General features: G+C 68.7%; 11 protein-coding genes. 5 read left to right on the top strand and 6 right to left on the bottom strand.

Annotation, left to right across the window (positions count from 1 at the left end; all coding sequences use genetic code 11):
• Positions 1-6 precede the first annotated feature (6 nt).
• A complete protein-coding gene (gene metX, locus IHQ52_RS11450; RefSeq protein ID WP_006434492.1) occupies positions 7-1,161 on the top strand; it encodes a homoserine O-acetyltransferase MetX in 1,155 nt (384 codons plus the stop codon).
• Between the two features lie 22 nt (positions 1,162-1,183).
• Here the strand turns inward: metX and IHQ52_RS11445 are convergent, their stop codons facing one another.
• The 3 genes from IHQ52_RS11445 to IHQ52_RS11435 all read right to left on the bottom strand — a co-directional run bounded on the left by IHQ52_RS11445 (position 1,184) and on the right by IHQ52_RS11435 (position 4,141).
• The gene (locus IHQ52_RS11445; RefSeq protein ID WP_006434491.1) at positions 1,184-2,671 is read right to left on the bottom strand and encodes a hypothetical protein; all 1,488 of its coding nucleotides are present in this window, start codon (positions 2,669-2,671) and stop codon (positions 1,184-1,186) included.
• Between the two features lie 163 nt (positions 2,672-2,834).
• Complete coding sequence (locus IHQ52_RS11440) at positions 2,835-3,128, bottom strand: DUF3017 domain-containing protein (RefSeq protein ID WP_006434490.1); 294 nt, start codon at positions 3,126-3,128, stop codon at positions 2,835-2,837.
• A 107-nt stretch (positions 3,129-3,235) separates the two neighbouring features.
• On the bottom strand, positions 3,236-4,141 hold the full coding sequence (locus tag IHQ52_RS11435; RefSeq protein WP_182155221.1) for a bifunctional methylenetetrahydrofolate dehydrogenase/methenyltetrahydrofolate cyclohydrolase: 906 nt from the start codon (positions 4,139-4,141) through the stop codon (positions 3,236-3,238).
• Between the two features lie 55 nt (positions 4,142-4,196).
• Here IHQ52_RS11435 and IHQ52_RS11430 point away from each other — a divergent pair, with 55 nt between their 5' ends.
• Positions 4,197-5,135 carry a serine/threonine dehydratase gene (locus IHQ52_RS11430; protein ID WP_006434488.1) on the top strand — a complete coding sequence of 313 codons (939 nt, stop codon included), beginning with the start codon at positions 4,197-4,199 and terminating at the stop codon, positions 5,133-5,135.
• Positions 5,136-5,192: 57 nt separating this feature from the next.
• Entirely contained in the window at positions 5,193-5,657 is a 465-nt protein-coding gene (locus IHQ52_RS11425; protein ID WP_006434487.1) for a tRNA (cytidine(34)-2'-O)-methyltransferase, read from the top strand.
• Here IHQ52_RS11425 and IHQ52_RS11420 read toward each other — a convergent pair.
• Together IHQ52_RS11420 and IHQ52_RS11415 are read right to left on the bottom strand one after the other, a co-directional pair.
• Positions 5,654-5,881 carry a DUF167 domain-containing protein gene (locus tag IHQ52_RS11420; protein ID WP_006434486.1) on the bottom strand — a complete coding sequence of 76 codons (228 nt, stop codon included), beginning with the start codon at positions 5,879-5,881 and terminating at the stop codon, positions 5,654-5,656. The two genes, IHQ52_RS11425 and IHQ52_RS11420, sit on opposite strands and share 4 nt — an antisense overlap.
• 48 nt (positions 5,882-5,929) lie before the next feature.
• Positions 5,930-9,214 carry an error-prone DNA polymerase gene (locus tag IHQ52_RS11415; protein WP_096273741.1) on the bottom strand — a complete coding sequence of 1,095 codons (3,285 nt, stop codon included), beginning with the start codon at positions 9,212-9,214 and terminating at the stop codon, positions 5,930-5,932.
• A 176-nt stretch (positions 9,215-9,390) separates the two neighbouring features.
• Here IHQ52_RS11415 and IHQ52_RS11410 point away from each other — a divergent pair, with 176 nt between their 5' ends.
• Together IHQ52_RS11410 and IHQ52_RS11405 are read left to right on the top strand one after the other, a co-directional pair.
• Positions 9,391-11,331, top strand: a complete 1,941-nt coding sequence (locus IHQ52_RS11410) for an SDR family oxidoreductase (RefSeq protein ID WP_182156241.1) — start codon at positions 9,391-9,393, stop codon at positions 11,329-11,331.
• Entirely contained in the window at positions 11,328-12,413 is a 1,086-nt protein-coding gene (locus tag IHQ52_RS11405) for an alanine racemase (RefSeq protein WP_006434483.1), read from the top strand. Before IHQ52_RS11410 ends, IHQ52_RS11405 begins: the two co-directional genes overlap by 4 nt.
• A 5-nt stretch (positions 12,414-12,418) precedes the next feature.
• Here the strand turns inward: IHQ52_RS11405 and IHQ52_RS11400 are convergent, their stop codons facing one another.
• The gene (locus IHQ52_RS11400) at positions 12,419-14,089 is read right to left on the bottom strand and encodes a DNA polymerase Y family protein (protein WP_182156243.1); all 1,671 of its coding nucleotides are present in this window, start codon (positions 14,087-14,089) and stop codon (positions 12,419-12,421) included.
• Positions 14,090-14,091: the final 2 nt, after the last annotated feature.

The following is a 14,091-nucleotide window of genomic DNA, read 5'->3' as shown; positions in this document are numbered from 1 at the left end:
GCAATTTTGTCGGTGAGTATCGACCTGAACGCGCAAGCGTCTGATCAGCCCGACTGGGAATCGGTCCCGGACGGGAAGCTCGTCGGCATGAGCATCGGCTCGCTGCCTCTCGACAGCGGCGAACGGATCGACAACGTCACCCTGGCGTTCCAGCGCTGGGGGACGTTGTCGCCGTCCCGCGACAACGTGATCCTCACCCTGCACGCACTCACCGGCGACTCCCACGTCACCGGTCCCGCCGACAACGAGCACGAGGCGCCCGGCTGGTGGGACGGCCTCATCGGTCCGGGCATGGCCATCGACACCGACGAATGGTGCGTCATCTCGGCCAACGTCCTCGGCGGCTGCAAGGGATCGACGGGTCCCGGGTCGCTCGCCTCCGACGGTCGGCCGTGGGGTTCGCGATTCCCACAGATCACCGTCCTCGACCAGGTCCGCGCCGAGGTCGCTCTCCTCGACCGTCTCGGAATCCGCAGCGTCGGAGCAGTTCTCGGCGGATCGATGGGCGGAGCCCGTGCACTCGAGTGGGCGATCGAATACCCCGAGCGCGTCCGCAGCGCACTGGTGCTGGCCGTCGGCGCCCGTGCCACCGCCGACCAGATCGGCATCCAGACCACCCAGATCGCCGCCATCAAGTCCGACCCGGCCTGGAACGGCGGAAACTACCACGGCACCGGACAGGTACCGCTGACCGGGATGGGCATCGCCCGTCAGATCGCGCACCTGTCGTACCGCAGTGAGCCCGAGCTCGACGAGCGCTTCGCCAACGAACCGCAGGGCGACGAGCAGCCGCTGCTCGGCGGCCGGTACGCCGTGCAGAGCTACCTCGAGCACCAGGCGTCGAAACTCATGCAGCGCTTCGACCCGAGCAGCTACGTCGTGCTCACCGAGGTCCTGAACCACCACGACGTCGGCCGCAACCGCGGCGGCATCAAGAAGGCGCTCAACGAGTGCACGGTCCCCGTCATCGTCGGCGGGATCGACTCGGATCGTTTGTATCCCTTGCGGTTACAGGCCGAGCTCGCCGAAGAGCTGGGCAACTGCGTCGGCGGTCTGCAGGTCGTGCGATCCGACACCGGGCACGACGGCTTTCTCACCGAATTCGACGCCATCAGCGACCTGCTCAAGCGCACGGTCGAACTGGCCCGCCGCGACGCCTGAGCCGGTCCCCGTTCTTCGGCGCTCAGCGCGGGACGGGTACCGGGCTGCTTGACGACGGAGCGGCAGGTGCTTCCGCCCGCGGCGTGGCCGAGTGATCGGGCGGAGGAGGAGTCGGCGCCGGACTCGACGGCAGTAGCTCCTTCGGCAACAGATCCGGTGGGATGCGCGGCGTCGTGCCCGGAGCGAACGGCAGCGTCGGCCACGGATACGGCGACAATGTACGCGTGCTCGTACCGGTCGACGGCGAGGTCGGCGCCAACTCTGTGGTGGCCCAGCCCGGAGCGTCCCGGTCCGGTGTCGGAACCGGTTGCTGGGGCACGGTCGGCTGCTCGAAGGTCTGCTCGAAGGTCTGCTCGACGGGCTGGTCTGGGACGCGCGTCACCGGAGCCGACGTCGTGGGCACCGGATCGGATCGCTGCTCGCTCGTCGTTGCGACCGCCGGGACACTGTCGACCGACGGCGACGGCTCGGTGACCTGTCGTTCGGCGAACGAGGAGCTGACCGCGTAGATGGTGATCAGTGCCGCGGCGATGATCGCGCCCGCGACCGCGAGCGGCATGGCCGAGAGCCACTCACGCTGCGGACGACCACCGATGAAGGCCAGTCGCGCGGTGCTCGGACCACTCTCACCGGCGAGGAGCGCCGCACCCGTCGCTGCCACCAGTTCCGGGGCGGACGGGCACACTGTGTCGAAGTCATGCCCCTGGGTGATCTCCCGGACCGCGGGCAGATTGGCGAGACCACCGACGAAGACCACTGCGTCCGGATTGATGCCTCGCGCGGCCACGTCGGCCACATAGCGGTCGAACACCTCGCGTGCCTCACGCACCATCGGTTCGACGGCGCCCGCGACATGGGATTCGGTCAGCGACACCCGTCCCGAACCGCCCGGAAGCGTCACCGGCGAACCCTCGGTGCCACCGGATCCCGCACCGCCGTAGGCGATCTCTTCCTTCGCGGTCCGGCAGGCGCTGAGCAACTCGCTGCGCCCGGCGCGGGTGCGCGACGAATCTCCGAGAGCCGGGTTGTCGGCGGTGAGACCTTCGGCTATGGCGCGGTCGAGACGCCGGCCGCTGATGACGGTCGAGCGTTCGACGGCGGTGATCTGCCGGTTCTGCGGGTCGACGGTGTACATGGTCATACCGGTGTCACCGCAGTCCACGACCACGGCCGCGGAGAAGCGATCGATCTCGCCGGTGTCGGCGAGGTAGGCGACGACGGCCTCGTCCTCGGCGACGAGACGGATCTGGCGGCGGGGGCCGCTCCCCCGTGATCGCAGATGGCGTCGTTGGGCTGTGGTCCGGGCCGCGACGCCGATCGGGCCGACGCGTGCGTCGGCCTCGCGGGCTGCGCTGAGCATGACGTCGATACCGGCGTTCACGCGCCCCGGGCCGTCGAGCCCGTCGGTCGGGTCGACGTCGATCACGCGCGAATCCACCACACTGCGGCCCAGATCGTCACGCGTCAGCAAGACGTAGTGGATCATGCCGGCGCCTGCCGACACGCCCATCGACGTCACTCGGTTCACGTGGCCATCGGTCGGTGTTGCAGTGATACGTACTCCAGCGGTCGATGCGTCTGCCCAGCGTCGTACTCAGTGCTGTCGGCAGCGAGATTTGCCTGGTCAGGCGCGACCACTGCGTCTCAAGGTCACGCTCAGGTCTCTATTGTAATCAATCCGTTCCCAACGAGTCGATCGACGTGGCGAGCCAGAGCATCACACCACCGACCGTCGCCATCACCGAGACGTCGAACAGTTTCCCTCTGACCTGCAACAATCCGGCCTGCGACGAAGGGATGAACGCCCGGAGCAACGCACCGACGAGAAGCGCCGCGCCGAAAACGAAAGATCCGCGTCGCCATCGGTCGAACATCACGAACAGCGCGGCCACGAGCACGCCGAGCATCACCAGCAGATATGGGATCTGAACGAGGACCGCACGCACCCCGTGCACCTGCTCGGGCACGGGTTCGGCTCCGTGAGCTCCGTCACCCGGAGGTCGCGGTCTCGGTTGGTTCGGATCCGTCGAGGGCGGATCCGAACCGGCCGGGCCGACGTGCGGCTCGTCCGGGCTCACGCCGTGCCGCCGCCCTCGACCCCGGCGACGGCCTCGGCAGCGGCTTGTTGGGCGGCGAGCTGCTGCTCGGCCCGTTCGACGACGTTGACGAGCAGGAATGCGCGGGTCAGCGGCCCGACTCCGCCGGGGTTCGGCGACACGTGTCCGGCGACCTCCCACACGTCGGGATGGACGTCGCCGACCAGGCCGTCGTCGGTCCTGCTGACGCCCACGTCGACGACCGCGGCACCCGGCTTCACCATGTCCTTGGTGATCAGATGCGGTACACCTGCAGCGGCGACGACGATGTCGGCACGCTCTACCTCCGAGCGGAGGTCCGCGGTCCCCGTGTGGCAGAGAGTGACTGTGGCGTTCTCACTGCGCCTCGTCAGCAGCAGGCCTATCGGCCGTCCGATCGTGACCCCACGACCGACGACGGTGACGCGGGCACCCGCGATCGGGACGTCGTAGCGCCGGAGGAGATGGATGACGCCGCGCGGCGTGCAGGGCAGTGTCGACTCCTTGCCCAGCACCAGTCGACCGAGGTTGATCGGGTGCAGTCCGTCGGCATCCTTGAGCGGGTCGATCCGCTCGAGCGCCGCGTTCTCGTCGAGGTGCTTCGGCAGCGGCAGCTGCACGATGTATCCGGTGCAGGCCGGGTCGGCGTTCAGTTCGTCGATCGCGGCGTTGAGCTGCTCGGTGGTCGCGTCGGCCGGCAGGTCCTTGCGGATGGATTCGACACCGATCCGGGCGCAGTCGGCGTGCTTGCCCTTGACGTAGGAGTGCGAGCCGGGGTCGTCGCCGACGAGTACCGTGCCCAGACCCGGGGTGATGCCCGCCTCGCGCAGTTTGTTCACCCGTTCGGTGAGATCCGCGAAGATCTCGTCGCGCGTGGTCTTGCCATCCAGTCGTATCGCGGTCACGCCCGACATTCTTCCATCCGGAGCGAGCGCGATGTGAGCCACTACTGTCTGTGCCGTGAGAGCAACCCGGGCCGACGTCGACCCCGCCGCCAGGACCATCTCCCCTCTCCTGCGGCGCACACCGACATCGCACAGCACCATCGAGACCGTCGACGGCCCGCGGGACGTCGCGTTCAAACTCGAGTACCTCCAGCTCGGTGGCTGTTTCAAGGTCCGGGGCAGCCTGTGGGCGACGCTGCACGCGCGCGCCGAGGGAACGCTGACGGACGCCGGGGTGCTCGTCGCGTCAGGAGGCAACGCCGCGATCGGCGCGGCCTGGGCCGCACGGATCGCCGGCGTGCCCTGCACCGTCGTGATCCCGGAGACGGCTCCCGCGGTCAAGGTCGGAACACTGCGAACTCTGGGCGCGGAGGTTCATCTCGTCGGGCTGCGCTACCAGGACGCCGCCGACGCCGCGGTGGAGATCGCCGCGACCACCGGCGCCCTGGCTCTCCACGCCTACGACCTGCCCGACATCGTCGCGGGTGCGGGCACGATCGGCCTCGAGGTCGCCGAGGACATACCCGGTCCGGTCACCACCGTGGCCTGCGTCGGCGGCGGTGGGCTCCTCGCCGGTCTCGCGGCGACCCTGCGTCCCGGCGACCGCCTGGTGGGTGCCGAACCCCTCGGGGCATCGTGTTTTCACCAGGCACGGGCAGCGGGTTCACCGGTCCCGGTCGAACTCGAGAGCATCGCCGCCGATTCCCTCGGTGCGACCCGCCTCGGTGACATCTGCTGGGAGACCGCCGCACAGCATCCGGACGTCGACAGTGTGCTGGTGACCGATGACCAGCTCGTCGCCGCTCGACGAATGCTGTGGGACTCTCACCGCATCCTCGTCGAACACGGCACCGCCGCGGCCGTCGCCGCGGTGACCACCGGAGCGGTTCGGACAGAACCGGATTCGACGCTGTGCATCGTGCTGTGCGGTGCGAACACGGGTTTCGACCTATAGCGGACACGAACCGTCGCCGTCACTCCCGGCGAGGCCTGCGACTACGCTGAGCACATCATGTTCCGGATCATGTTCTATCAGCCCTGCATCCCGCCGAACACCGGAAACGCGATCCGGTTGGCCGCCAACACCGGGTGCGAACTACACCTCATCGAACCCCTGGGATTCTCGATGTCCGACGCCCAGGTCAAGCGGGCGGGTCTGGACTATCACGAGATGGCGAACGTGACCGTGCATCCCAACCTGGTGACGGCGTGGACCACGTTGAAGCCCGAGCGCGTGTTCGCGTTCACCGCACATGCGGAGCGCTATCACACGGACGTCGACTACCGGCCCGGCGACGTCCTGCTGTTCGGCCCCGAACCGACCGGACTGCCCGCGGAGGTCCTCGCCGAACCCGAGGTCACCGACCGGGTGCGCATCCCGATGCTCGCCGGCCGTCGTTCACACAACCTCGCCAACGCGGCGAGCATCGTCGTCTACGAGGCATGGCGGCAGAACGGTTTCGCCGGGGCCGTCTAGCCCACCCGGAACCGCTTGGTGCGGGCGGTCGCCCCGCCGATGAGCGCGACCTTGCTCTTGGGCACTCCGAGATGTGAGGCGAGCAGTTCGGCAACGGCCTTGTTGGCACGGCCCTCGGTGGCGGGCTCGCGAACGTAGACGGTGACGGAACCGTCGGGTCCGGTTTCCACCAGCGGACCCTTGCTGCTCTTCGGCTTGACGGTCACCACAACCTGCTGCGACATCGATATCCCCGATTCATTGTCTTCCCACTCGGGCAGGCCTCCCGCGGGCTACTGCCAGTCTCTGGATCTGGTTCCAACTCGAAGATCCATGCGCTGCAAACGATCTGCGACGATGGTCACGGCCCCCTCGGCATTCTGTACCCGGCCGCGCACCAGCAGAGCCGGTGCTGTCTGTGCCAGTACACGGTACCGCGCCCACAGGCCCACCGAACACACCACATTGACCATCCCCGTCTCGTCCTCCAGGTTGATGAAGGTCACGCCCGAAGCCGTCGCGGGTCGTTGGCGATGGGTCACCGCACCGCCGATCAGCACACGCGCGCCGTCGGGCACCGACAGCAACCGGTCTGCGGCCACCACCCCCAACGCATCGAGCCGAGGGCGCAGGAACTGCGTCGGATACGTCTTCGGGGTGATGCCGGTGGCCCAGGCATCGGTGGCCGCCAACTCGATGTCGGACAGGCCGGGCAGCGTCGGGGTGGCACCCGCCGATCGCAGTTCCAGCTGATCGTCGCGGACGGTCGCGGCAGCACCGGCCTCCCAGAGCGCCTGACGTCTGCTGAGGCCGAAACCGTCGAAAGCCCCGGCCCCGGCGAGACCCTCGAGTTCCTTGGCGCTCAGGGCAGCACGCCGGGACAGGTCGGTGATGTCGGTGTACGGCCCGTCGGCGCGACGGTCGACGATGCGTTGGGCGACCTCCTCACCGACCCCGCGCACCCCGTCGAGTCCCAACCGCACGTCGAGGCCCTCGTTCTCCAGAGTCGCGTGCGCGAGGGAGGCGTTGATGTCGGGACGATGGACGGCCACCCCGTGCCGGCGGGCATCGGCGACCAGCGACTGCGGCGAGTAGAACCCCATCGGCTGTGCCCGCAGCAGTGCTGCACAGAACGCGGCCGGATGGTGCAGCTTGAACCACGACGAGTAGAAGACCAGCGACGCGAAACTCTGCGAGTGGCTCTCCGGGAAGCCGAAATTGGCGAAGGCGGCCATCTTCTCGAAGATGCGGTCGGCGGTGTCGCCGGTGATGCCGTGCAGTCGCTCCATGCCGGCGTAGAAGCGTTGGCGCAGGCGTTCCATCTTCTCCGGCGACCGTTTGGAGCCCATCGCCCGACGCAGCTGGTCGGCCTCGGAGGCGTCGAAGCCCGCGACGTCGACGGCCAGCTGCATCAGCTGCTCCTGGAACAGCGGCACGCCCAGAGTCCGCTCGAGGGCCTTGAACATCGACGGATGTTCGACGGTGACCGGTTCCTGCCCGTTGCGTCGTTTGATGAAGGGATGCACCGAGCCGCCCTGGATGGGACCGGGACGGATCAGCGCCACCTCGACGACCAGGTCGTAGAAACACCGCGGTTTCAGCCGCGGCAGGGTCGCCATCTGCGCGCGCGACTCCACCTGGAACACGCCCACCGAATCGGCACGGCAGAGCATCTCGTAGACCGCGGGTTCGGCGAGATCGAGCGTGGCGAGGTCGACCTCGATGCCCTTGTGCTCGGCGACCAGGTCGATCGCATAGTGCAGCGCCGAGAGCATGCCGAGACCGAGCAGGTCGAACTTGACCAGCCCGATGGCCGCGCAGTCGTCCTTGTCCCACTGCAGCACGCTGCGGTTCTCCATCCGCGCCCACTCCGTGGGGCAGACGTCGGCGATGGGCCGGTCGCAGATCACCATGCCACCGGAGTGGATGCCCAGATGCCGTGGCATACCGAGGATCTCACCGGCCAGATCGGTCACGTCCGATGGTGCGGTGTCCGGGGACTTCGCCCAGGCGTCCTGCTGACCGGGCGCATACCCCAGGGCCCGCGCCATGTCCCGGATGGCCGAGCGACCGCGATAGGTGATGACATTGGCGACCTGCGCGCTGCGATCCCGGCCGTACCGGCGGTAGACGTACTGGATGGCCTCCTCACGACGGTCGGACTCGATGTCCACGTCGATGTCGGGCGGCCCGTCGCGTTCGGGGGCCAGGAACCGCTCGAACAGCAGCTTGTTGGCGACCGGGTCGACGTTGGTGATCCCCAGGGCGTAACAGACGGCCGAGTTGGCCGCGCTCCCCCGGCCCTGACACAGGATGTCGTTGGCCTTGCAGAAGTCGACGATGTCGGCGACGACCAGGAAATAGCCGGGGAACGTGAGGGTCTCGATGATGGCGAGCTCGTGCTCGATCTGCCGGTAGGCCTGCGGATGTTCGGTGGGCGTGCCGTAGCGGCGCCGGGCGCGGGTCATGGTGAGTTCACGCAACCAACTGGCCTCGGTGTAACCCTCCGGCACGTCGAACGGCGGCAATTCCGGCGCGATCAGGCCCAGTTGGAAGGCGCAATCGGCGGCGAGGCCGGCCGCGTTGTCGATCGCGTCGAGGTGCGCGGGCATCAGCCGTGCCATCTCGTCGCCGCTGCGCAGATGCGCGCCGGCCACGCCCGGCATCCAGCCCGCGATGGTCTCGATGTCGGTGCGGGCCCGAACCGCCGCCATCGCCATCGCCAGCCGGCGGCGTCGGGGCGCGGCGAAGTGCGCACCGGTGGTGGCCACCGTCGGCACCCCGGCGCGCGCGGCGAGACCTTCGAGCACCGCGTTGCGTTCGTCGTCGTCGGGCATGGCCTGGGCGGTGAGCTCCAGGACGACGTTGCCGTGGCCGTAGGTCTCGATCATCTCCCGCAGCGCGATCTCCGCGGCCGGGACGCCGCCGCGGTCCAGCGCGCGTCGGACCGCGCCCTTCCGGCAGCCGGTGAGGATCAGCCAATGCCCGTCCCCGGCACCGGCCAGGGCGTCGCGGTCGTAGCGCAGCAAGCCCTTCTCGCCCGCGACCATGTGCGCCTCGGCAATCGTCCGCGACAGCCGGCGGTAACCCTCGCCGTCACGGGCGAGGACCAGCAGGTGTTCTCCCGGGGGATCGTTGTGTCCGGTTCGTGCGATGTCGGGCTCCAGCGACAGCTCCGCACCGAAGACCGTCGGCATCCCGAATTCGCGGGCGGCCTCGGCGAACCGGACGATCCCGTAGAAGCCGTCGTGGTCGGTGACGGCCAGCGCCGCCAGACCGAGCCGCTGCGCCTCCTCGACCAGTTCCTCCGGCATCGACGCACCGTCGAGAAAGCTGTAGGAGCTGTGGGCGTGGAGTTCGGCGTATGCCACCGACGACGATCCCCGCGTGATGTCATCCGCCTGGTACGCACCACGTTTGCGCGACCAGGCGGGGCTGTCGCCGCCGTCGCCCGGGAACATCGCGTGGTCGCTGTCATCGGGACCGAAGGCGGTACCCGGACGTCCGCCGTCGGGTGCCCGACCGGAGAGCACCCGCTCCATCTCCGACCACGTCGGTGGTCCCTGATCCCAGCCCACCCGAACAGTCTATCGAACACGAGTTCGAATTGACATCCGGATTCCCCGCCGATCCCCGTAGGCCGTTGCGTCCGGCTCGAGTTAGTGCAACTCTGAGTACCAGACAGATTCCATCTCCCATCGGGGGACGGGACATCCAGCGGGTGGCATGCCCGCTCACATGACGGGATCCCTACATGACTAGCTACTTCATCACCGGAGGCAGCGGGTTCATCGGCCGGCGCGTCATCGATCGTCTTCTGACCGTCGACCCCGACGCGACCATCCACGCACTGGTGCGCGAATCCTCTCGATCCACGTTCACCGCCCTGCTCGACGACCTCGGTGCCGCCGATCGAGTGACCCCGGTCGTCGGCGATCTGACCAGCCCGGGCCTCGGCCTCGACGCGAACGACCTGCCGGATTTCGACCACGTGGTCCATCTCGCCGCGATCTACGACATGGCCGCCGGCGCCGAGTCGCAACGGGCCGCCAACGTCCTCGGCACCTCACGCGTCGCCGACTTCGCCATCGCCCACGACGCCCTGTTGCATCACGTCTCCTCGATCGCGGTGGCCGGCGACCATCGCGGCCGCTTCGACGAAACCGATTTCGAAGTCGGGCAAGGCTTTCCGACTGCGTATCACCGGACCAAGTTCGAGGCCGAACGAGTCGTGCGCGAACGCGAGGGCCTGCGGTGGCGCGTGTACCGGCCCTCGATCGTCGTCGGCGACTCACAGACCGGCGAGATGGACAAGATCGACGGCCCCTACTACTTCTTCGGTCACCTCGCGGCGCTCGGACGTCTCCCGTCGAAGCTGCGGTTGCCGATGCCCGACCTCGGCACGCTCAACATGGTGCCCGTCGACTTCGTCGCCGCAGCCATGGTGGCGCTCATCGCCGTGGAACCGCAGCGCAGCGGACTCGTGTTCCACCTCGGGGACCGGCGTTCGCTCACCATCACCGAGATGTACAACGCGCTCGCCCCGTCCTTCGGTGCACCCCGGGGATTCGACGCCGTCCCCCACGCCATGGTCGAGCCGGTACTGGCGCTGTCCGCGATGGGACCGGCCCGCGTCGGCCGCAATCTCCTCGCCACCCAACAGGGCATCCCACCGGCGGTGCTCGACGCGGTGTCGCTGCCGGTGGACTTCTCCTCCGACGCCACCATCGCCGTCCTCCACGAGCACGGGATCGGTGTCCCCGAATTCGCCGAATACGCACCCCGCCTGTGGCAGTACTGGTCTGCGCACCTCGACCGTTCCCGCAACCGGCGTCGCGACCCCCGCGGCCCTCTCGTGGGCAAGAACATTCTCATCACCGGCGGGTCGAGCGGCATCGGGAAGGCCACCGCCCGGATGTGCGTCGCACGTGGCGCCAACGTGATCATCGTGGCCCGATCTGCCGACGAACTCGATTCCGCCGCCGCCGAATTGAATTCGACGACCAGCAAGAAGGGCATCCCGCCCGGCCGTGCGGTGGCGTATCAGTGCGACATCACCGACGAGGAATCGGTCAACGCGCTGGTCAAATCGGTACTGGCGGAGCACGGTCACGTCGACGTGCTGGTCAACAACGCCGGCCGGTCCATCCGGCGCGCCACCGTGAACTCGGTGCAACGCTCCCACGACTATCACCGGGTCATGGCGGTCAACTACTTCGGCGCGGTCAACCTCATCCTCGGACTCCTGCCGCACATGGTTGCCCGGCGGTCGGGACATGTGGTCAACGTGACCTCGATCGCGGTGCAGTCCCGCGGTCCGCGCTTCGGCGCCTATGCGGCGTCGAAGGCGGCGCTGGAGGCGTTCAGCGATGTGACCGGCACCGAAACCGTCTCCGATCATGTGACATTCTCCAATGTGCGTCTGCCGCTGGTGAAGACGCGGATGATCTCCCCCACCGAGGCGTACGACAACCAGCCCGGCACCTGGGATGTCGACAAGGCCGCGTCCCGGGTGTTGCACGCCATCATCGATCGGCCCAAACGGGTCAGTTCGGTCGTCGGGACGATCGCCGAACTCGGGCATCGCTACACCCCTGATTTGACCACCCGCATCCTGCACCAGGAGTACCTGCTGTTCGGCGAGTCGGCGGCCGCCATGGGGCGTCCCCGCAGTTCCGGTGGTCGCGACGCGTGATCGACACCCCGTACCTGGAGGTCGACGTCGACCGACTGGACCGCAACCTCGCCACACTCGCCGGAGCAGCCCGGAACGTCGGCGTCGACGTCCGGCCGCACGCCAAGACCCACAAGTGCGCCGAGATCGCCCGCCTTCAGATCGATCACGGCGCGGTGGGGCTGACCGTGGCGACCATCGGCGAGGCCGAAGCCTTCGCCGACGCCTCCGATGCCACCGGGTGCACCGACATCTTCATCGCATACCCGTTGTGGCCGAACGCCGTCCAGGCGTCTCGACTGCGCGCGCTCGCCGAGCGGGTCAGTCTGCGAGTGGGGGTCGATTCGCTCGCCGGCGCCCGGCATCTCGCCAGGTCGCTCGGCACGGCCGGCCTGCAGGTGCTCGTCGAGGTCGACTCCGGTCAGCACCGCACCGGCGTCGCCCCGGAACTGGCCGGTTCCGTCGCCGAGGCGGGTGTCGCGGCGGGACTCGACGTCATCGGCGTGTTCACCTTCCCCGGCCATTCCTACGGTCTCGGTGACACCCGACGTGCCGCGGCCGAGCAGGAGGTGGCCGCGCTGGCGACGGCGGCCGCCGGGTTGCGCGCGAACGGCGTCGACCCCCGCGTCCGGAGCGGCGGTTCGACCCCGACGGTCGGCTTCCTCGACGCGGGACATGCGGATGTCCTCACCGAGATCCGCCCCGGCGTGTATCCGTTCAACGACGCGCAGCAGGTGGAGATCGGCTCGTGCGGCTTCGACGAGGTCGCGTTGACCGCGGTCGCGACGGTGGTGCGCCGGGACGCCCACCGGATCGTCCTCGACGCGGGCAGCAAGATCCTCGGCGCCGACCGCGCACCCTGGGCCACCGGGTACGGCCGGCTCCTCGACCATCACGATGCCCGCATTGTGCTGCTGTCGGAACATCATGCGGTGGTGGAGTTCCCGGCGGAGTCTCCCGACGAGGACATCCCGGGTATCGGGAGCTTCGTTCGCGTGGTGCCGAACCACGTGTGCAACGCGGTCAACCTGGTCGACGAGCTGGTGGCGATCGACGGCTCGGACACCAGGTGGCCGGTGATCGCGCGGGGTCGTAACAGCTGAAGACCTCATTCGTAGACCCCTTCGACGATCCACTCCCCACCGCGGTAACACAGCAGCAGAGCGCGTGAGTCGTCGAGCAGCACCTGTGCCCGTGCGATCAGTTCGGTGGTCCCTGCCGCGGATGCACGGTCCATGCCGACCGGCCACGGGCCGGCCCACCAGCACAACCCCCAGCTCGTCTTCCGGCTCTTCCCCCCACCCGGCGACTCCGACAGCCGGACGGTCACCGGCTCGGCGGTGAACGCTCCCCGGTCGGTCACCCGCACCGGTCGGCCGACGGCGTCGAGCACACTGACAGCCGTCTCCACCAGCACTGTCGGGGTGGGTTGCGGCAGGTGGCCGGGCCACGGTGCGGACGGGTCGCGGCGCGGTGTCCGTTCGTCGCCGAGGGACACCATCGTGATCTGCTCGGCAGGTCCGCGCCCACCGCTGAGCACCGGGATACGAACCGCATCGCCACCCAGCAGTCCCTGGATACGGACTAGTGAGCGACGGGCGCGTTCTTCGACGTCGGGGTCGACCGCTGTGCCGCCGGAGAGTGCGTCGGAGAGCTGATAGTGCAGGGCACCGGCCTCGACGACCTCCACCGGTATCAACCGCAGCCGCACGATCGGCGAGTCGGGACGGGTGTCCTTGCCCGGTCCACTCGTTCCCCCGCCATTCGTTCCCCGGCCGCCGTTCCCCCGCCGCCCACCGGTCAGCCACCCCTCCAACTGCCAGCGGATGCGGTCCGCGGTCGTCTCCGGAGTCAGTGGCTGTGCACAATGCCACGTCCGCGAATGCTGTTGGCCGCGTTCGGTGATCGCTTCGATGGTGAGTCGGGTGCAGGCGACCGCGGCGTCCCGCAGACGACGATGCAGTTTCTCGGCGAGGGTACGTCCGATGAACGCCGCGACGTCGATGCGGTCGACGGGCGGATCGCAGGTGTGGTCGACGTCCAGTTCCGTCGGCAGATGCCGGCCTGAGGGCACGCGCCCCGGCAATGCATTGGCCAGACGGTGCGCGAGCACCGCATCGCGGGCGAATCGGGTGGCCACGTCGGCGATGTCCATCTCGGCGAAAGCGCCGATGGTGCCGATCCCCAAGCGCCGCAACAGATCCACCAGCTCGACACGTGACGGGTCGCTCATGCTGGGTTCGAGGGCGAGATCGGCGACGGGACGCCCGGCGAGATAAGCCCGGTCACCACCCGGTTCCACCTGATGGCCGTGCCGCGCGGCGAGGACCGCGGTGAAGATCTCGTCGGCGATGCCGACCTGCGATTCGATACCGCAGGCAGACACCACGTCGACGAGTTCCTCGGCGAGCGCCTCCATGCCGCCGAAGTAGCGCGCCGCCCGATCACCGGGGATCACCAGAAGACCCGGCCGGAGCACCTCGAGGGTCGGGATCACCTCGGCCACCGCGGCCACCACCGGATCGAACAGCCGGCCGTCGCGACCCTCGTCGGCCGCGACCACGGTCATCTCCGGGCACACCGCCTGTGCCTGGCGTTTGCGCATGCCGCGTCGGACGCCGACGGCCCGGGCGGTCGCCGAACAGGCGACCACCCGGTTCGCCGACAGCACCGCCACCGGATGCAACGGCGGCAGATCGGCCTCGGCGGCCGCCGCCATCGCCGGCCAGTCCGGGCACCAGAGTGCGAGAGTCCGCCTGGCGAGCTCCTGCTGTGTCATCG

The sequence above is a fragment of the Gordonia amicalis genome (assembly GCF_022059885.1).
Classification (GTDB): Bacteria; Actinomycetota; Actinomycetes; order Mycobacteriales; family Mycobacteriaceae; genus Gordonia; species Gordonia amicalis.
The sequence above is the reverse complement of the archived record's forward strand: the minus strand, read 5'-3'. Positions and strand labels throughout refer to the sequence as shown.

Coding starts and splice junctions, on each gene's coding strand:
- IHQ52_RS11400 (WP_182156243.1), bottom strand. CDS start 14,089: ATGACACAGCAGGAGCTCGCCAGGCGGACTCTCGCACTCTGGTGCCCG.
- IHQ52_RS11425 (WP_006434487.1), top strand. CDS start 5,193: ATGTTCCGGATCATGTTCTATCAGCCCTGCATCCCGCCGAACACCGGA.
- IHQ52_RS11445 (WP_006434491.1), bottom strand. CDS start 2,671: ATGGGCGTGTCGGCAGGCGCCGGCATGATCCACTACGTCTTGCTGACG.
- IHQ52_RS11410 (WP_182156241.1), top strand. CDS start 9,391: ATGACTAGCTACTTCATCACCGGAGGCAGCGGGTTCATCGGCCGGCGC.
- IHQ52_RS11420 (WP_006434486.1), bottom strand. CDS start 5,881: ATGTCGCAGCAGGTTGTGGTGACCGTCAAGCCGAAGAGCAGCAAGGGT.